The sequence below is a fragment of the Acidaminococcus sp. genome, assembly GCA_022482815.1.
Classification (GTDB): Bacteria; Bacillota; Negativicutes; order Acidaminococcales; family Acidaminococcaceae; genus Acidaminococcus.
Map to the genome: position 1 here is coordinate 2,050,220 of JAKVOM010000001.1, position 17,881 is coordinate 2,068,100.

Annotated in this window: 19 protein-coding genes; 6 read left to right on the forward strand and 13 right to left on the reverse strand. The window is 47.6% G+C overall.

Annotated elements, in window-relative coordinates:
- Positions 1-20: 20 nt before the first annotated feature.
- Positions 21-971 (forward strand): AraC family transcriptional regulator, encoded by a 951-nt coding sequence (locus LKE33_08825; protein ID MCH3951016.1) that lies wholly within the window; start codon positions 21-23, stop codon positions 969-971.
- Positions 972-1,082: 111 nt separating this feature from the next.
- Here LKE33_08825 and LKE33_08830 read toward each other — a convergent pair whose 3' ends face one another.
- From LKE33_08830 to LKE33_08865, 8 genes are all read right to left on the reverse strand, one after another.
- On the reverse strand, positions 1,083-2,207 hold the full coding sequence (locus tag LKE33_08830; GenBank protein ID MCH3951017.1) for an alpha/beta hydrolase: 1,125 nt from the start codon (positions 2,205-2,207) through the stop codon (positions 1,083-1,085).
- A 31-nt stretch (positions 2,208-2,238) separates the two neighbouring features.
- Positions 2,239-3,177, reverse strand: coding sequence for an alpha/beta fold hydrolase (locus tag LKE33_08835; GenBank protein ID MCH3951018.1), 939 nt, complete (start codon positions 3,175-3,177; stop codon positions 2,239-2,241).
- An 87-nt stretch (positions 3,178-3,264) separates the two neighbouring features.
- Positions 3,265-3,789, reverse strand: coding sequence for a flavodoxin family protein (locus LKE33_08840; GenBank protein ID MCH3951019.1), 525 nt, complete (start codon positions 3,787-3,789; stop codon positions 3,265-3,267).
- A gap of 14 nt (positions 3,790-3,803) precedes the next feature.
- Positions 3,804-4,022 carry a hypothetical protein gene (locus tag LKE33_08845; protein ID MCH3951020.1) on the reverse strand — a complete coding sequence of 73 codons (219 nt, stop codon included), beginning with the start codon at positions 4,020-4,022 and terminating at the stop codon, positions 3,804-3,806.
- Positions 4,023-4,035: 13 nt separating this feature from the next.
- A complete protein-coding gene (locus LKE33_08850) occupies positions 4,036-5,205 on the reverse strand; it encodes an iron-containing alcohol dehydrogenase (GenBank protein MCH3951021.1) in 1,170 nt (389 codons plus the stop codon).
- Between the two features lie 28 nt (positions 5,206-5,233).
- A complete protein-coding gene (locus LKE33_08855; protein MCH3951022.1) occupies positions 5,234-6,004 on the reverse strand; it encodes an SDR family oxidoreductase in 771 nt (256 codons plus the stop codon).
- A 44-nt stretch (positions 6,005-6,048) separates the two neighbouring features.
- On the reverse strand, positions 6,049-7,185 hold the full coding sequence (locus tag LKE33_08860; protein MCH3951023.1) for a cyclophilin-like fold protein: 1,137 nt from the start codon (positions 7,183-7,185) through the stop codon (positions 6,049-6,051).
- Positions 7,186-7,204: 19 nt separating this feature from the next.
- Positions 7,205-7,798: a cyclophilin-like fold protein gene (locus tag LKE33_08865; GenBank protein ID MCH3951024.1), complete on the reverse strand. Its 594-nt coding sequence runs from the start codon at positions 7,796-7,798 to the stop codon at positions 7,205-7,207.
- 215 nt (positions 7,799-8,013) lie between these two features.
- Here LKE33_08865 and LKE33_08870 point away from each other — a divergent pair, with 215 nt between their 5' ends.
- The gene (locus tag LKE33_08870; protein ID MCH3951025.1) at positions 8,014-8,931 is read left to right on the forward strand and encodes a LysR family transcriptional regulator; all 918 of its coding nucleotides are present in this window, start codon (positions 8,014-8,016) and stop codon (positions 8,929-8,931) included.
- A 169-nt stretch (positions 8,932-9,100) separates the two neighbouring features.
- Here LKE33_08870 and LKE33_08875 read toward each other — a convergent pair whose 3' ends face one another.
- Complete coding sequence (locus LKE33_08875; GenBank protein ID MCH3951026.1) at positions 9,101-9,979, reverse strand: LysR family transcriptional regulator; 879 nt, start codon at positions 9,977-9,979, stop codon at positions 9,101-9,103.
- A gap of 114 nt (positions 9,980-10,093) precedes the next feature.
- On the opposite strand from LKE33_08875, the gene LKE33_08880 reads away from it, so the two are divergent.
- The 4 genes from LKE33_08880 to LKE33_08895 are packed head-to-tail and all read left to right on the forward strand — an operon-like array spanning position 10,094 to position 13,214.
- Positions 10,094-10,510 (forward strand): hypothetical protein, encoded by a 417-nt coding sequence (locus tag LKE33_08880; protein ID MCH3951027.1) that lies wholly within the window; start codon positions 10,094-10,096, stop codon positions 10,508-10,510.
- Positions 10,511-10,566: 56 nt separating this feature from the next.
- Positions 10,567-11,268 (forward strand): transposase, encoded by a 702-nt coding sequence (locus LKE33_08885; protein ID MCH3951028.1) that lies wholly within the window; start codon positions 10,567-10,569, stop codon positions 11,266-11,268.
- Positions 11,265-12,185: an IS3 family transposase gene (locus LKE33_08890; GenBank protein ID MCH3951029.1), complete on the forward strand. Its 921-nt coding sequence runs from the start codon at positions 11,265-11,267 to the stop codon at positions 12,183-12,185. Before LKE33_08885 ends, LKE33_08890 begins: the two co-directional genes overlap by 4 nt.
- A gap of 36 nt (positions 12,186-12,221) precedes the next feature.
- Positions 12,222-13,214 carry a polysaccharide biosynthesis C-terminal domain-containing protein gene (locus tag LKE33_08895; protein MCH3951030.1) on the forward strand — a complete coding sequence of 331 codons (993 nt, stop codon included), beginning with the start codon at positions 12,222-12,224 and terminating at the stop codon, positions 13,212-13,214.
- A 285-nt stretch (positions 13,215-13,499) separates the two neighbouring features.
- Here the strand turns inward: LKE33_08895 and LKE33_08900 are convergent, their stop codons facing one another.
- From LKE33_08900 to LKE33_08915, 4 genes are read right to left on the reverse strand one after another with little or no spacing between them, the layout of a single operon-like run.
- Positions 13,500-14,750, reverse strand: a complete 1,251-nt coding sequence (locus LKE33_08900) for an ABC transporter permease (protein MCH3951031.1) — start codon at positions 14,748-14,750, stop codon at positions 13,500-13,502.
- Positions 14,728-15,411, reverse strand: coding sequence for an ABC transporter ATP-binding protein (locus LKE33_08905; GenBank protein MCH3951032.1), 684 nt, complete (start codon positions 15,409-15,411; stop codon positions 14,728-14,730). Before LKE33_08905 ends, LKE33_08900 begins: the two co-directional genes overlap by 23 nt.
- A gap of 10 nt (positions 15,412-15,421) precedes the next feature.
- On the reverse strand, positions 15,422-15,865 hold the full coding sequence (locus LKE33_08910) for a hypothetical protein (GenBank protein ID MCH3951033.1): 444 nt from the start codon (positions 15,863-15,865) through the stop codon (positions 15,422-15,424).
- Positions 15,862-17,763, reverse strand: a complete 1,902-nt coding sequence (locus LKE33_08915) for an alkaline phosphatase (protein MCH3951034.1) — start codon at positions 17,761-17,763, stop codon at positions 15,862-15,864. The genes LKE33_08910 and LKE33_08915 overlap by 4 nt, the downstream gene beginning before the upstream one ends.
- Between the last annotated feature and the right edge of the window lie 118 nt (positions 17,764-17,881).

A 17,881-nucleotide genomic window follows, 5' to 3' on the forward strand; every position in this document is an offset into this window, starting at 1 on the left:
GTGCTGGAGGTGAATCATAGATGGATCAGAAATTATTGAAAGAGTCCATTCAAAAATTAGGGGATGACTTTCCCAATTTGCCATGGAATTTCAGACCGGATCCTTCCGGCGGCCGTAATGCAGCCATATCCCAGTGGCTTGGAGAGGAAAAAGAAGAAGTGATGGCCTGTCTGTTCAAAGGCAAAAAAATCCATGAAGAATTTCACCGCCAGGATTTTTTCTTTATCAATTTTGCTTATCAGGGAGACTATCAGGCCTTGAGTGCCCGGTTTGACAACGAAATCACACTCAAGGAGGGCGATTGTTATATCGGACAGCCTTATAACGGCTACGCGCTCCGTGGCTGCAGCGACGACGATATTATCATTGCCGGTATTTTGATTCGCAAGGATGTCTTTTTCAGTGAATATCTTGCACCGCTTACGTCGGAACCGGAGATGCTGCATTTTTTCCTGGAACCTCGTATAGACCGGTTTTCGGATGAATTTATTCGTCTGCGTATCGGCTGGGACGATGCCATCTGGGATCTGCTCGATATGATGATTGTGGAATATGCGCACAAACAGGAAGATACGCAAAAAGTGATGAAGGCACTCGCTTTCTCCATGCTGATGCTGCTGGCAAGGAAATACAGCAGTACAGAATGCAAACGTTCTGAAGGATCACTTCTCGACAGGATTCTGTATTATATGGAACGCCATCTCGATTCTGTGACCTTGTCCGATTTGTCTTCCGAATTCGGCTACCACCCAAATTACATTTCCAGTGTGCTTCACAAAAAATCGGGCAGTACTTTTTCTCAGATGCTCCTGAAACTCCGGATGCAGCGGGCGGTGCTGATGATGAAACACACAGAGCTTCCGATTGAGCAAATTGCCGATATCGTCGGCTATCACAATCCTTCGAATTTCTATAAAGCGTTCCGCACATTTTACGGCGTCTCGCCGAGGAACTATTTGGAAAGAGTGTGAAAGAGAGGAATGTGAACTATTTTCCTGAAAAGGAATAAGGGCTGCGAAGCAGTGGTAATCATTGTTTCGCAGCCCCTTTTTAGTATTCTGTTAGGCTACAGCCGCATTTTTTCAATTAGTTTTATGTAAATTTTTGCTGAAGAAATCATTTAGCTTATCAAACGGAATCAGTTCGGTCTTATCATAGAGATCTACGTGGCCGGCACCCTTTACGTAATAGAGTTCTTTCGGCTCCTTAGCGCGGCGATAAGCATCTTCACTGAATTCCTTGGAGTGAGCATGGTCGCCTGTGATAAAGAGCATGGGGCGCGGAGAAATGGTTTCTATATCTTCAAAAGGATAGAAATTCATAAATTTCACGTTGCTTGTATAGGTCGGATGGGTCGTCGTATTCATATCCTGTCCCTTACCATGAGCAGCACCGCGGGTAGTACGGTAAAAATCGTAGAATTCCTGCTGCACTTCATCGGCTCCTTGAAGGGTATGGGTCGTACCACCCATGAGCTTATGCGGTGCTCCCTGGAATTCTTCGTAACGTCTCTGGGCGGCGTCAGCAATATAGGCTTCCCGCTGAGCCAGCGTTTGAGAATGATTCAAACCATTGCGGTTGGCAGCACCCATGTTGTACATCGATACCGTGGCAACGGCCTTGATGCGCGGATCAATCTTAGCTGCGCTGATAAGGAAGGAACCACTGCCACAAATCCCGATACCTCCGATATTATCACGATCCACAAAGTCCCGCGTACCGAGATAGTCGACAGCCGCCATCCAGGCTTCGGAATAGAGGTCCGGCAGCACACTGTTGCGAGGTTCGCCGGCACTGGAGCCCCAGAACGGAGTATCAATGGCCAGTGTGATAAACCCGTGCTCTGCCATTTTCTGTGCATACAGCGTGCCGCTCTGCTCTTTTACAGCGCCCATCGGGTGTCCCACGATGATAGCGGGCAGCTTCTGTCCCTTCTTGTAGGACTTCGGAATGTAGAGGTTCCCTGCGACATCCATGTTGAACTGATTCTTGAACGTAACAGGCGTCTCTGTCACTTGTGTACTCTTATAGAAATTGTCGGCGCCGTGGTCAGCATGCTGAGGAGCCGGCGTAACAGTTGGCAGGGGAGCAAACCAATCCGCTTCGGACTGTGCGGCCTTCGCCGTCCCGCTCATACCGACTGCTGCCAGAATCATAGCGGCACCAAACCCTGCTGCCACCTTTTTAAATAGCTTTATTTTTTTCATAATAAACCCTCCTATTACTCGTTTCTCACTTTTATTTCGTTTCACCGGGAAGAACGTCCTGTTCTTTCAGAAAAGTTACGATTTCGTGCATAGCTTCATTCAGGCTGCTCCGTTCCGGGAACATATGGTCTGTACCATGGATGATATGAAGCTTTCCCTTCGGATAAACCGCTGCTGCCTTCTTGGAATATTCCAGCGGTACTGCTTGATCCTTATCGCCATGAATCAAGAGTACCGGCTTTTTGAACTTGCCCATATCTTTATAGACGTCGAAATTCCACATATCGGCCACATATCTTTTCCCAACCGTAATCCATCCGCGATAATTAATGACATCTTCTACATCATCCAGGGAAGCGTACGTCTTGTGCAGGTCATCGGTAATGACAAAAGCTGGATACAGCAGAATCATTGACTGCAGCTCGTCAGCATGGCGGCTGGCCACAATGGAAGCTACTGCGCCTCCCTGGCTGCCTCCCAAGAGAACGATATGGTCCTTATCCACAAAATCCCACTTTTCGGCGGTCTTCAATACGGATTCCAAATCGGAAACCTCCGTCATCACGGACATGTCCGTAGTCTTCCCATCACTACGGCTGTGATCGCCGCCTCCGCAATAGTCGAAAATATAAACGGCAGCTCCCCGCGAAGCAAGTTCTTTGGCATAATCAACACCTGTTTCATGGCTGGCGGCAAGCTCATGGGAAAAAATAATGAGAGGGATTTTCCCGCTGCGTGCCGGACGATAAAGCTCTCCATAAATATATTTTCCGGCATTAAAGGTCGGGTGTTCCGTAACCGTGTATGCATAACGCTGTGCAAGTACTTTGTCGGCAGTCTGAGAAGAGGATTCCGATACCACTGGTGCTGCTGCCTTTGCAGAAGCAGCAGGCATATTCGGAGCTCCTGCCATCAAAACTGCAGCTGACAAAACAGCCATCATCACTCGCAACGATTTCTTTTTTCCCATCTTTCTTTCCTCCTATAAAATGCTGTCACAAAATTTCAGAAAGCGTTAGTCATTCAGCAATTTCATAAATTGATTCGTGTGAAGATGTCAAAATGACGCTCCCAGCATTTTTGCTTCCTGAAGTTTTTCTTTTGATTTGTTCTTAAACCCGTACGCCGTAACGATGCCGGTATTTTGAAGACCGAGGTAGCCGACAAAATCTTCATTGAAGGAGTAAATCGCTCCTTCATAAACATCATCAGCTCCGGAACTCAGCAGCATCGCAATCTTACGAAGCTTCAGTTCCCCAGGTGCTCCTATGGCATAGAAACGGTCAATCGTACATTTTAGCTGACCACTGAATCCATGGTAGTAGATGGGCGAAGCAAGGACGAGAACATCTGCTTCCTGAAGCAGGGGATAGATCTTCTGCATATCGTCATTTTGCACGCATTTTCCATGGCCACGGGTATGGCAGTATTCACAGCCAAGGCAGCCATGAATATTCATTTTGGCAACGTCAGCTTCTTTTACTTCGTGCCCTTTGGAAATTGCACCTTCCTTAAAAGCATCAACCAAGGCTTTTGTATTTCCATTCGGATGCGGACTTCCGTTCAGTATCAGTATCTTCATCAGGTGTTTCTCCTTTACTTTTCTTCCAGCTCGTAGAGCAGGTAGTCCAGACATTCCAGATGCCTGTTTTCCTGATGCAGTTTCTCGAGAATTTTTGTACGTTTCATAGCCAGATTGTGACGCTGTGACTCAAGGTCACCGCTGTTCACATAGATCATAAACCGGTCTGCTGTGGCTTTGGTATAACCGGCATCCAGCAGGTTTTGATAGATTTCCTCGCGCGTTTTGCTCATATAGGGATTCCTTTCACAGACTCTTTCTGAAAATCTCCGCAATTTCTTTTTCGTCGAGAACCTTGTAACCGCCCTTCAGAATGATGGTGCTTTTTACAAGTTCAGGAATCATGCTTTCCTTAGCACCAAGCTCTGTGATGTTCATGACGACACCGATTTCCCTCATCCACTGTTCCATGGCGTCAAGTCCATCCTCAGCGATTTCCTCGTCCATCTTTCCCTTCGGATCTACATGCCATACATTTTCGGCAAAGCGGACAAATTTCTTCAGACCATATGGCATGATATATCTGTAATAAGGCATAGAAACCGCAGCCAGCGTCATCCCGTGCGTAGCGTTAGTCACGGCACCGACCGCCTGTCCCAGCATGTGAACCATCCAGTCTGCTGTCTTTCCTTTGCCAATGAGCGTGTTGAGTGCCCAGGTAGCCGTCCACATCAGGTTGGACCGGGCTTCGTAGTTCTGTGGGTCTTTATTGGCAACGCGTCCGGAGTGGATGACAGAGCGCATCAATCCTTCGGCGATGTAGTCACTCGCATTGTCATCGTAACCGGAGAAATACTGTTCGCAGATATGATTGAAAATATCATAGATACCGGAGACCATCTGGTAATGGGGAAGGGTCATCGTATAGCGCGGATTCAGGATGGCAAAGCACGGCATGATTTTCTCATCACCGAAGGTATGGCCGATTTTGAGCTTCTGTTCCGGATTGGTGATGACGGCACAGGAATTCATTTCCGAACCGGTGCCGACCATGGTCAGGACGGCGCCGACAGGGAGGGTCTCGCACTCCGGTTCTTCAAACTTCAGGTAATATTTTTCCCAGGGATCGCCATCATAGTTTACGGAAACGGAAAGCGCTTTGGAATAGTCAATGACGGAACCGCCGCCTACGGCAAGAATGAAATCCGCCTTGGCTTTCCGTGCAATCTGTACGCCTTCCTTAAGTTTTGCGACTGTCGGGTTCGGCATGACGCCGCTAATTTCAGTTACGGTCTTTCCTGCGTCTTTAAGCACCTTCCTGACTTCATCATAGATGCCGTTTTTCTTGATGGAACCGCCGCCGTATGTCAGGACGACATTGTTTCCGTATTTTTTCAGTTCTTCAGGCAGATTCTCCAGGGCATGTTCTCCGAAATAAAGCTTTGTAGGGTTACAGAAAGTAAAATCTCCAAGCATAGTTAAATCCTCCAGAGTGTATTTAGAATTAAAGGAATGCACCATTGCATACCTGAATGACCTGGCCTTTTACATGGCGGCCCATCTTACTTGCAAGATAGAGGCAGGCATAGGCCTGATCGATGGGGTCACATTCAGGACCCGGAAAATACACATAATGTCCGCTGTACTGCAGCATCTTGGCACCGCCGGGCTGCTTTCCTGCCTTGTTGGCAAGGTGAGCGGGCGTAATCGTGGAACCAGGAGCTACAGCGTTGCATCTGATGTTCGTATCAATCAGACGCATGGCCACGTTTTTGGTCAGCGTGTTGACTGCACCTTTCGTTGAAGTATACGTGGCGCCGCAGAAAGGTCTCGTTCCGTTGACGGAAGAAATATTGATGATGCACCCGTCGTTCTTGGGAAGGAAAATCTTCAGGGCCTCGCGGATATAACGCATAGGTCCGCCGAGGTTCGTGTTCATGACCATCATCATCCAGTCGTCATCGGTTTCATCAATCATTTTCTGTTCCCCGATGCCGGCGTTATTGATCAGGATATCGACATCGCCGAATTCTTTCAGTGCTGTGGCAAAGACCTTTTTAGTGTCTTCCGTCGAGCATACGTCTGCTACGACGCCAACGGCATGCTGCCCTTTGCTGTTGATCCCATCGACGACTTCCTTCAGTTTATCTCCGTGTCTTGCCGTCAGAACGACTGAAGCACCTTCTTCCGCAAAGAGTTCTGCCATGGTGCGTCCCATGCCATAGCTGGCTCCCGTAATGATAGCTACTTTATCTTTCAGCATTTCCTTATCCATAATTTTGCTGCTCCTTTCATTTTGCAAACGTCATTAAACTTTTATCAATCGGCCGAGAAAGTCATCTGTACGCCACCTTTTCCGACGGCTTCAGCCAGACCTTCGGGATTCGTAATTTTGCCAATCCTTGTATAACTGTACGGTGTTTCGAAGCTCTCATAGAAAACTACAAGACAGTCATCTCCATAAAGCATCAGGTCGCCTGCTTCAATGCGTCCGACAGCTTTTGCGTGAGAGGGAAGAGAAATACCGTACGTATATTTTTCGTTACCGTTCAGTTCCTTCATCTGCAGCGTCTGTGGAAGCTTTTTGAGGAAAGCCTCAGCCGTATCGTTATTTTCTAATTGAGCATTAAAAGTTTTTCCATTCATTTGAATTTTTATCGTTTGACTTTGAGCCATAGTTGTCTCCTTTTTTGGTTCATATTTCTTTTTAAGATCCGCAGCTGCAGCGCGAACTTCCGATTCTGATTCGGCTGTGCGGCCCTGGGAAACCGCGATGCCTTGTACTACCTTTGCACCGGGTTCTGCCGCTTGAACCTTCTCCATGGTATCTGCAAAACCGCTTCCGGCGTTTGTCGTGAAGCAGACGATGGTTTTGCCGGAAAGGTCATAATCTTTGAGAAAAGAGGCAACCGGTGCCGGCATGGTGTAGTGCCAGATCGGTTCTACGAGATAGATCAGGTCGTAGGAAGAAAGATCAATCGGATTGATGAGAGCCGGACGAACGCTGTCCTTATCCTGACCTTCGCCGACGTCAACGGTTTGATCGTAATCTACCGGGTAGGTGTACATGGTCTGAATGGGGTAAAGGTCGCCGCCTGTTTCATTAGCAATCCATTCCGCTATCTGCTGTGCATTTCCCCGTGCTGTCTTGTCTTTCTGTACTTGAAGACTAGCAGAAGATACGGCATCGACGCCGTTAAGGGAAGTGTTGGCGGAGCGGGAGAAATAAGCCACTAGAATATTTCCGGCACTCCCGTAAATTTTTCCTGCATCTTTTGCCTTTACAGGCGTGTGATTTGCATAGCGGGTGTAGTTTTTGATTTCGTCTCCATTAGCCGCCCAGGCACTTGCGGCCGCGGAAGAGGGGCTGTTCACGGAAGCACTTGACGAAGTGCCGCATCCGGCGAGCAGTATAGCTGCCAGGATTCCTGCGAAAAATACTTTTTTGCTCTTCATTTTCGCATCATTCCTTCTGTTACTTATCTAACTCGACAGTGACATCATAGCTTCCGCTAAGGGCATCAATGTCTGCAATCGGGGACGTGATCACGCCGATGTTTACCTGATATCCATACTGTTCAGATTGTTTTTCATCTTTGAAAAGAATCGTGAAATACGGAGCATCAATAGCGTAATCGATATCACCGTTCAGCCATCCGTAATGAACTTCTTCTTCATGGTAAGGGAGCTTATCCGTCACACCGCAGAAATCATGGGAATAACGGCTCATATGAACGGTATACGGGAGTTTTTTAATCAGCGCTTTGGCAGTATCACTGTCATTCAGCACGCCTTTGATTACGACATCATTGCCGAAACGAATATTGATTTTTGTACCGTTTTTTGGCGGAATTCTCGTGGCAATAGATTTATCTTTGGTCTGCATTTCTGCACCGTCAGATGCTACGCGTTTCGTTGTTTGTTTCATGTTCACACTCTCCTCACTTGAAATTACGTTTTGGGATGAAGTCGCTGCCTGATTAGATACAGCCGCTTTTGTGCTGCTGTTGCCGCAGGCAGAAACTACCAGTGAAAGCAGAATGGCTGCCGCCGCAATTTTTATTTTCATGATTTATCATTCTCCCTTCTCATTCTTTAACAGACGTGAGCTCGTTTGGAGCCTCTTCGCTAAACGATGGCGCTCTCTCAAATGTCTGATTACAGGATTTATCTTTGTCCTACTAAGAGTATAGAAGCTAAATCATAAAATTGAAAATACTTTGTCTAAATGTATTTCACTAGATAAAATCTATGGTATACTTTAGAAAGAAGCGAGGTGGGACGATGGAACTGCGTGTATTGGAATACTTTTTGGCAGTGGCAAGAGAACAGAATATTACGGCCGCAGCGGAATCCCTGCATCTGACCCAGCCGACACTTTCCATTCAGCTGAAAGCGCTTGAAAAAGAGCTGGGAAAACCGCTGCTCGTGCGTGGAACAAAAGGATCCCGGAAAGTCACCCTGACCGAGGACGGAAAACTTCTTCGTGCCCGGGCAGAGGAGATTTTGAGTCTTGTGGAAAAAACTGAAAATGAAATTCATCAGGCAGGCGACACGGTGGCAGGTGATGTCAGGATTGGAACCGGTGAGTCGGATACAATCCGTGTTTTCGCACGTGCTGCCAAAAAATTGCAGAAAACTTGCCCGGATATCCATTACCATTTCATGAGCGGCAATGCGTCCTATGTCATGGAACAGTTGGATAAGGGACTTATTGATTTTGGTCTTTTGTTCAGTGAGGCGGATTCAAAAAAATACGACATCATGCGCATTCCAATCAACGAACATTGGGGTGTTTTGATGCGGCGGGATGATCCATTGGCACTGAAGAAAAGCATCTCTCCCGAAGATTTGAAGGATTTGCCGCTTATTACCTCCGCCCAGGAGAATGCAAGGAAAAAGCTGGCCGGCTGGTTGCACAAACCGGCATCTCGTTTAAAGATTGTGGCAACCTATAATCTCATCTTGAATGCGGCTATTCTTACGGATGAAGGGCTTGGTTATACCATCGGTTTTGATAAACTCCTGGATACTGTCATGGACCGGGGAAATTCATCATTGTGTTTCAGGCCGCTATTGCCCGTTATGGAGGATGAAGCTTTTATTATTTGGAAGAAATACCAGATCTTTTCCCGTGCTGCGGACCGTTTCTTACAGCAGATCAGGAAAGAACTTTATCCTTCTAGAGACGCAGAGCAATAAAAATGGACTGTAAAACAATTGATTCGTTGTTTTACAGTCCATTTTTCGTTTACCATACCGTTGCCATAAACAGATAACCTATATTGCAATTATTCTAAGCGCCGTTAAAGCAGGTAATCATACAACTGTTCTAATCACTGTACACAGGCTTTTTCACTATCTCTTCTTTCTAATTTATTTCGTTCCGGTACTTGATATATTCCAGAAATTTCTGTACTGCCTTTGACGCGCTGTGTAAATCTTTCATAGCGATTCCAATCTGCCGGCGGGCGGGGACAGTAAGAGGACGAATAGCGATATGGTACGGCATTCTCTTTAAGATAAGAGAGTGAAGCAGCCCTATTCCGAGTCCTTTTTCGACCATAGCCATGATGGCATAATCGTCCCATGTGGTAAAGCGAACGTCCGGTGTGACATGATATTTTTCAAGATAATGAGATACTTCTGTTTTCCCGCCATGCTCCAAAAGAAGGAAAGGTTCACCATTCAAGTCTTCCGGAGCAATTTTTTCTTTCTTTGTCAGGGGATGCTCCGGAGGCAGGGCTGCCACCAGTTCATCGTCTTCAATCCATTTTGCATAGAAATCAGAACGCGTCGGGAGCAGCAAAAAGCCACAGTCTACTGTGCCGTTTTCAATCCAGGTCTCGATTTCATCATAATCTCCCAGCTGCAGTTCATAACGGACCTGCGGATAATCACGCTGGAACGTACGAATGATATTGGGCATCCACTCTTCAGCGGCACTGGCAAAAAGGCCTACACGGATGGTTCCTGCGGTAAGCCCCGACAATTCACTTACCTGCTCATTGAGGTTTTCATAGGAAGCAAGCAGCGACCGTATAGCCGGCAGCAGCGCTTTTCCGTCAGAAGTAAGAGAGACACCGTTTTTGCCGCGGTCAAAGAGAATGATGTCCCATTCTTTTTCGAGGTCGGCAATCATTTTGCTTACTGATGATTGGGAGTATGAGAGCTCCAGGGCTGCTTTTGTAATATTTCCCGTTTCCACGGTTTTAAGAAACGCATGATATTTTTGCAGGGCACGATCCATTTTATCCTCCAAACATTCAAAATCACGATGGATATCATCTGAAACATTCTCTTTTATGATTATAAAACTCGCTTTACAATGAAGCAAGATAGAACATCAAAGGGGATGCATGAAATGAATCCGATTCTTGAGGGACCGCTCTTTAAAAATATTTTTCTGTTTGCCATGCCTATTGCTGCTTCCAGTATTTTGCAGCAGCTTTTTAATTCGGCGGATACGGCAGTCGTTGGCCGCTTTGCCGACATGGAAGCACTCGCGGCGGTTGGTATCAACGCGGAAGTTGTTGCTTTGCTGGTGAGTTTATCAGCAGGTCTTGCAGTCGGCTGTAATGTCCTCCTTGCCTGGGCTATCGGACGCAGGGAGACAGGGAGAATCCGCGGCGTCATGCACAGCGGCCTTGTACTTGCGGTGCTCGCTGGTATTTTTCTGATGGGTCTCAGCCTCGTGGCAGGCGAACCACTGCTGAGACTCATGGAGACGCCGGAAGAAATTCTTGATGAAGCTCTTTTATATCTGCGCATCTATGCGTGATATGCTCCCCTTAAGACGGAGAAAAAAATTATGTCAATGTTTTAAGGAGGCATGTCATGGTAAAGAGCAATAATAAATTCATCTCTCCTGAGATTAAACTTAACGCTGTCAAAGATATCCTTGAACACAGATCCAACACCTACCAAGTGGCTAAAAAGCTTGGTATCCGGCGGCAGAACGTTTCTGTTTGGGTAATGAATTACAAGAACGAGGGTGCAGAAGCCTTTTCCCCGAAAAAGGGAAAGAAAACCTATCCCCTTTCCCTTATGGAAAATGCCGTTAAGGATTATCTGAATGGTAAAGGCAGCTACATTCAAATCTGTAAGAAATACAAGATCCGTTCCCCCAGGGTTCTTGCAGACTGGGTTAAGCATTATAATATTCATGGAGAATTAGATTCTTACGCTTATCAAGAGAGATGTGATAAATCCATGAAAGGTAAGGCAAGTACCCTTGAAGAACGCTGCAAAATCGTCAAGGAATGTCTGGAATCCAACCGTGATTACCGTTCTGTAGCCGAAAAATACGGTTATTCCTATCGTCAGGTCTACAACTGGGTTAAACGCTACGAAAAGGACGGGAATTCAGGACTGGCCAACCATCAGGGTAGACCCAAGAAGAAGCCGATGGATCCTTCCCACAAGGAAACAAAAGATGAGGAACTGGTGCGCCTGAGACAAAAAGTCAAGGATCTCGAATTGGAGATTTTGCTTCTAAAAAAACTGGACGAGTTGACGAAAAGGAATCGCTTTCGTTGACTCGTAATCGTAAGCAGTATGAAGCGATTCAAGAGGTTTGCGAGGAAAATGGGGCTTCCGTGCAAAAGTGTTGTGCTATCCTGCACGTTTCCCCCTCTGCCTACTATAGCTGGCGCAAGACGCCCCTTAGCCTGAATGAGCTCATAAACAAGGGGATCTGCTGCCATATTCTCAGGCTTCATATTAAATATCCTGAAGCGGGATACCGCATGATGGCTGATAAATTAAGGGAAGAATGCAACATCGATATCTCTGATAAACGGTGTTACCGTCTTTTTCGTAAGCTGCATATTCATTCCCAGATTAAATGGAGACCAAAAGGCTGCACCCATAGCCGTGTAGGCAAGAACAGTCCACGCAAAGCAGAGAACGTACTGAACAGGAAATTCCATGCAGACATGCCTGACCAGAAGTGGGTGACAGATGTATCCGAATTCCGGCTTAACATTCCAGGCCCTGTCAGTGGAACTTATATTGTTAAACATCTCTATTTAAGCGCGATTTTAGATCTATATGACCATAGAATTGTATCCTATGCGATGAGTGACCGTAATGATACACCTCTTGTTATGGAGACTTTCAGGAAAGCCTTCAAACAGAATCCCAATGCACATCCATTGGTCCATACAGACCAGGGTTTTCAATATACAAGCAATGAATATCTGGAAATGGCAGAACAGTACAACTTAACAAGAAGTATGTCCAGAACCGGCAGATGCCTTGATAATGCCCCAATGGAAGGGTTCTGGGGAATGTTAAAGCGGGAAAGAATCTATATGCATACATACTACAGTATCGAAGAACTGGAGTGGGATATCCGGGATTACATTCTATATTACAATACAAAGAGAACTCAACGTAAACTGATGAGAATGTCCCCGATGGCGTTCCACAATTTCTATGCCAGTGCTGTTTAAGAATATGTAAGAAATGATACATTTTTAAGCAGGATTTTGAAATGTTTTAGTCTCCGCTTGACGGGGAGCACACCAGCGGCAGGACTGCCTTTCCTCCTGCTTTATGATTTTGGCTCTGCCATTGAACGGGCACGTGGGAATAGCAAGAGACCGCTTTACGCGCTGATAGCTTCAGGTGTACTTAATGTACTGCTTAATTTACTGCTCGTAATCGTTTTTCATCTCGGGGTAGCCGGTGTGGCAATCGCAACGGATATCTCAACGGCAGCAAGCGCATGTGTGACGCTATACTGGCTTAGCCGGGAGAAGGGAGAATTCCGCTTTTCATTACGTTATCTTTGTTTTCAAAAAGATGCCGTACTGGGCATTCTGCGCATCGGGATTCCTGCGGGAGTACAAAGCGGTGTATTCTGTTTTGCCAATCTTTTTGTGCAGTGGGCTATCAACCGCTTTGGCGCTGCTGCGGTCGCGGGCGTTACCGTTTCACTGAATTTTGAATATCTGACTTACTATATGATTATGGCCTTTGCCCAGACGGCTACTACGTTTACGAGCCAGAATGCGGCAGCAGGCGAGCAGAAACGGTGCCGGAATATTCTCTGGATCTGCCTACTGCAGGGGTTTATCCTCAGTGCGCTCATTAGTACGCCTACATCTCTTAAGTACCGCTATTTTGCAGGGATTTATTCCGATGATCCTGCCGTCATAGAAATGGCTGGTGTAAGGATGCGGTTACTTCTTTTCCTGACTCCGATTTCTACTTTCTATGAGGTACCGGCCGGCTTCCTTCGCGGTCACGGACTTTCAGTACTTCCGGCAATCGAAACCATCACGGGCATCTGCATTCTTCGAATTTGCTGGATTTTATTTGTACTGCCTTCCTACCAGACTTTATTCATGCTTTTTATAGTGTTTCCCATTTCCTGGATTGTAACGACAATCATGATGTGGGGGAGCATGGGGTATCTGCATCACTCACTGAAATATCGGCCTGCAGGTCAGACAAGAGTCGAAGCAGCAAAGCTGTGATGCTGTGGAAGTACATAGTTTGATGAAAAACGGAAAGAAGCTGTTGAAAAAATAAAAGCGCTTTTGGCATTTGGCCTATAGCCTATAGCATATAGCCGGAAGTGGTTGGTGATGAAAGAACAGCGGTTAGTTTCTGTAGTGCGGGCATTTTTATTGGCGGATTCTTGACGGCAATTTTGGTTCCACGAGCGGCCGGCGACCTGTGTAAAAGAGGCTGTGAAATAATGCGTGCGCATTATTTCACAGCCTCTTACTTAGTTTATGGTGTTGTTTAAGAATTTGTCATCACAAACTGGTTCCTACGGTTACTTTCAGCTTTTTCTTAAGTACTGTCATAGGAAGCAGGCTTGCTAAGATGCCGACAACTACCGCGCCCGCAAGAAGTGCAATGGCAAGCGGCGGCAGGGAAATCGGCAGCGTCACAGCAGTACTGGCTGCAAGGAAATGAGCCAGAATGGCATACACAGCAAGGCCGAGGCAGGTGCCGAGCACGGTGCCGCCGGCAATGAGGAAGGTGTTCTGCCAGAGCCAGATGGCCGCAATCTGTTTTTCTCTTGCTCCGAGGGCCCGCAGTACCGCGTATTCACCGAGCCTTGTCAAGGTGGAAAGATAGGATGTGATGACGACAATCAAGATGGACAGCGCCATCAGGAAACTACCGACAGGCCGCCACATTTTTTCACCTCTGCCCATGAGATTAAAGAACTGGACAATAGTCTGAGCAGGGAAAACAAGCATGGCGTCTTTACGGGACTGGTATTGGCTGGCAAGCTGATAAGCCTGGCTGTAGCCGACCGGTTCCACCAGAATAGCACTGACTTCTTTTTCATGCTTTTCTTCCGGCAAAGGCTTACCCGTCTTTTGAGCGAGTTCCAGGGCCAGTTTATTTTGCTCCTTATGAGCATGGACTTCCCAGACGGATTCAATCGGAGTCAGGATGACCTGATTATAAGGCCCCTGTACATCTTTCAAGATGCCGACTACCGTAAAAGGATGCCCCTTGTGAGATTGCTTACTCTTGGGAAGCAGTCCGTGCGTGGATTCAAATGAGGAGCCGATGGTGAGATGAAGTCTGGAAGCGACATCCTGCCCGATGACGGCTTCAAAAGGTTTTTCAAAGGGTCGTCCTTCCCTGAGGGAAAGCCAGGGCGCTGCATTGGGTGATGCTTTCATCTGAAAGATTGCCTGCGTGGCACCTACGATCCGGTACCCCTTGTAAGAGTCACCAAAGCCAAGCGGAATCGCCGCTTTGACAAGTTTTTCTTTCTTTTGAAGTGCCGTGACTTCTTCGTAAGGAATATTAGGAAGAGGCCGGTCCTGCAGGAAAACAGCGTTCAGGACCAACTGATGCTGGCTTCCGGGCGCACTGACGAGCAGACTGAATGGTTCTGTAGCGAATGTCAGTCCTTTTTGCAGTCCCTCGTGCAGCGTCATCAGAAAGACGCTGACACCGACGGAAAGAGCGATGATAAGGAGCAGCAGGCCTGTCGTGACAGGACGGCGCCGGAGCTGTTTATAGGCTAGCTTCGTGATCATGGCGTCCTCCTTTCGTGAGCGGCAGTCTGTGCTCGAATGCATCAATGACCATGGCATCATGACTTGCGATAAGAAGCATGGCCTCATTCTTGGCAACGTAGTCTTTAAGGAGCTCAATCACAATCTGGCTGTTATCGGCGTCCAGGTTGGCCGTCGGTTCGTCGGCAAGAATGAGCGGTGGTTTCTTGATGAGGGCACGGGCAATGGCTACACGCTGCTGCTCACCCTGGCTTAGTGCATCCGGATACTGGGAAAGAAGTTCCGTAATGCCCATTTGCCGGGACAGTGTTTCCAGACGGGAATTTGCTTCGTCTTTTTCTACACCGGCAAACCAGGCCCCGGTCAGGATATTTTCACGAGCTGACAAGAAGGGCAGCAGATTGAATTTCTGAAAGACATACCCGATACAGACAGCCCGCCAGTGATCAAGCTCCTTTTCATTCTTGCCGCCTGTAATTGCTTTTCCGTTCCAGGCAATCGTTCCTTTTGTCGGATGGATCAGACCGGAAATGCAGTGAAGCAGTGTGGACTTCCCGCTGCCGCTGGGGCCCGTGATGCACCAGGAGCTGCCTTTTTCCGCCTTAAAATGAGGGAGTGATAAAGCGGTAATTGTGGCATGGCCATCTTGATAGACCTGTACCAGATCTGTGATTTCAAGCATGGCATCCTCCTTATTCGACAGATGCACTTAATAACCGAACCTGGCTGACAAAGCCCGTATTATCATCTACATAGCTGCCGATATCAAGCGTACCCGTAACGCTCACTTCCTGATCATAGGGCAGGGCTTCAACGGAACCGTCCACATAGACTACGACTATGTTATAAGGCCAGTCTGCGTCGGTAGAACAGAACGGGCATACAGACATTGGCGTTTCCGTCAGCACAAAAAAGTCAATGCTCGGTTTTAAAGGGGGTGCCATATATCCTGTCATGGTAACCGAAGAGCCGGCAAGTTCATTCAGCTTATCGGAGAAAACTAGTCCCTCCGCGGAAGCACCGGCATACATTTCGGAAAAGTCCATATAAGCTGCAAAGGCCCCCGCAGGGAGGGCCAGTACAGCAACCAAGAGGAGAGAGAGTATTCGTTTTTTAAAGCTCAGAAGAAAACTCATTTCTGAGCACCTTCCTGAGAGGTGAACGGTACTTCCGGAGTTCCTTTGGAGGCATCTACGCCGAGGGCGCGGAGGATACCGAAGAAGACTTCCGTATTATCCATTACACCGTGGAAGTATTCAGATCCAGGACCTTGTGCCATCAGGACTACATCGTCGGCAGAATGGCATTCCTGGGTTTCGCCGGTGGTCGTAGGAATATCGCCTTCGACAAGGCGGGCACCCTGCGGAGCACGCTTCGGGTTAGCGGTCACTTTACCTTTGGCGTCCACCGTAGCAGGTACGGTCGGTTCCTGCTGGAAGCGGTAGTTTTCGTAGTGGTCAGGTGCATTTGCGTACTGTACAGCCAGCGTTACATCAGGATCCGGATTATCCGGGAATCCATCGTGGTTGGCATCGACGAAGGTCGGCCACTTGGCATCGCCGTAGACACGGACAGCTTCACGGCCAACTTTGCCGTTTTCTTCTTTATAAGTACCGGAAATGCTGACACCGTGAGCATGGTCAGCAACGACGATAATCAGGGTGTCATCATTATGCTTCTTTGCATAATCCTGAGCCCATTCAATCGTCTTATCGAATTCGATGGTATCGTACGTAGCACGCTGCCAATCCATCGTATGCAGCTGCTTATCGATAGAACCGCCTTCACTCATGAGGAAGAAACCGTTCGGGTTCTTTTCCAGGACGGATACAGCCTTTTTGGTCATGTCGAGCAGGCCGGGCTGATCCATGAAGCCCTTCAGAACCTTCTTGTTCTTCGGAAGGAATTCACGATCCATGTATACGTTCATATGGCTCATCGTAAAGAGGCCGAGAATCGGCTTGTCACTGTCAAGTGCGTTCAGTTCGGCTTTGGTACCGGCAAATTGATACCCTTTTTCCTTGAATTCGTTGATGAGGTTGCGGTTATCCTTACGCTTGGAACCAGGCGTGGAGAGCGGCAGGAAGAACTGGGCACCGCCGCCCATGACAACTTTCGGCGGATTGTTGCGGTTCAGGTATTCACTGGCAATGTAGTTCTGCTCACCGCGGCGGCGCGTATGGCTCATGACGGCAGCCGGCGTAGCGTCGGTGATGGCAGCAGTGGAAACCATACCATAGGACATCTTCTTACTGCGGGACAGGATTTCTGCCACCGTTTCGACTTTCGGGTCGTCAAGAGGCGTCTTGGTCTTATTTTCATATACACCCATGGCGTTTACGACGGATTTGTTACCAGTCATATAAGCGGACATACTGTTGGCCGAGTCGGTTACGAGGGAATCATAGCCGGAAGTTGTGATGAGAGCCATGTTTGGCATCTTTTCCATGGCAAGCAGGTCATTAAATTTGCCGTCGGACAGGCCTTTCGAAAGGATACGGCCCAGTTCCTTGGCCTGCATACTCATGCCGTCACCGATGAAGAGAATGACGTTCTTTGCTTTTCTTTTGGCTGCTTCTTTCACGACAGTGTAGTTGGCTCTCTTGGAAAGATTGCCGATTACGCCGCTGGCCGTGGCAGAAACTGCTTCAGAACCGGGTTTGGAGAAGGTGACATTATTGATACGGTAGGAGATATGCGTACCGTAGTTTGTGATTGTCGCTTTCTTTCCAAAAACATCTTCGGCATCTTTACCATTGATGGTTACTTTTTGGTTCGTGCTGCCGGTCGGGAATTCCACTTCGAAATCGAAGCGCTGGCCAGCCCACAGTTTAGCGCGGTTTATTGGAAGAATTGTGATGGAATCTTCAGTGACCACACTGCCTCTGGCGTTGTTGTGAAATTCAGCCTGCTGGGAAATCGCTGTCGGTGCGGCAGCGGGAGCGGCGGCCTGGGCCAGGGAGCCAAAGCTCATGGAAAGAGCTCCGACCAGGGAAAGTTGTACAAACACTTTGAGACGACGGTTTACGTTCATAGATTTGCCTCCTACCTTTTGGTTAAGTTCGGAAAAACTTCGTAAAATTAAAGTTTTTCGGGTACATCTTAAGACACGGGTAGTGTACCATGGGTAGTTGGTAAATCCTGAAAAAACG

Coding starts and splice junctions, on each gene's coding strand:
- LKE33_08825 (MCH3951016.1), top strand. CDS start 21: ATGGATCAGAAATTATTGAAAGAGTCCATTCAAAAATTAGGGGATGAC.
- LKE33_08830 (MCH3951017.1), bottom strand. CDS start 2,207: ATGAAAAAAATAAAGCTATTTAAAAAGGTGGCAGCAGGGTTTGGTGCC.
- LKE33_08835 (MCH3951018.1), bottom strand. CDS start 3,177: ATGGGAAAAAAGAAATCGTTGCGAGTGATGATGGCTGTTTTGTCAGCT.
- LKE33_08840 (MCH3951019.1), bottom strand. CDS start 3,789: ATGAAGATACTGATACTGAACGGAAGTCCGCATCCGAATGGAAATACA.
- LKE33_08845 (MCH3951020.1), bottom strand. CDS start 4,022: ATGAGCAAAACGCGCGAGGAAATCTATCAAAACCTGCTGGATGCCGGT.
- LKE33_08850 (MCH3951021.1), bottom strand. CDS start 5,205: ATGCTTGGAGATTTTACTTTCTGTAACCCTACAAAGCTTTATTTCGGA.
- LKE33_08855 (MCH3951022.1), bottom strand. CDS start 6,004: ATGGATAAGGAAATGCTGAAAGATAAAGTAGCTATCATTACGGGAGCC.
- LKE33_08860 (MCH3951023.1), bottom strand. CDS start 7,185: ATGAAGAGCAAAAAAGTATTTTTCGCAGGAATCCTGGCAGCTATACTG.
- LKE33_08865 (MCH3951024.1), bottom strand. CDS start 7,798: ATGAAAATAAAAATTGCGGCGGCAGCCATTCTGCTTTCACTGGTAGTT.
- LKE33_08870 (MCH3951025.1), top strand. CDS start 8,014: ATGGAACTGCGTGTATTGGAATACTTTTTGGCAGTGGCAAGAGAACAG.
- LKE33_08875 (MCH3951026.1), bottom strand. CDS start 9,979: ATGGATCGTGCCCTGCAAAAATATCATGCGTTTCTTAAAACCGTGGAA.
- LKE33_08880 (MCH3951027.1), top strand. CDS start 10,094: ATGAATCCGATTCTTGAGGGACCGCTCTTTAAAAATATTTTTCTGTTT.
- LKE33_08885 (MCH3951028.1), top strand. CDS start 10,567: ATGGTAAAGAGCAATAATAAATTCATCTCTCCTGAGATTAAACTTAAC.
- LKE33_08900 (MCH3951031.1), bottom strand. CDS start 14,750: ATGATCACGAAGCTAGCCTATAAACAGCTCCGGCGCCGTCCTGTCACG.
- LKE33_08905 (MCH3951032.1), bottom strand. CDS start 15,411: ATGCTTGAAATCACAGATCTGGTACAGGTCTATCAAGATGGCCATGCC.
- LKE33_08910 (MCH3951033.1), bottom strand. CDS start 15,865: ATGAGTTTTCTTCTGAGCTTTAAAAAACGAATACTCTCTCTCCTCTTG.
- LKE33_08915 (MCH3951034.1), bottom strand. CDS start 17,763: ATGAACGTAAACCGTCGTCTCAAAGTGTTTGTACAACTTTCCCTGGTC.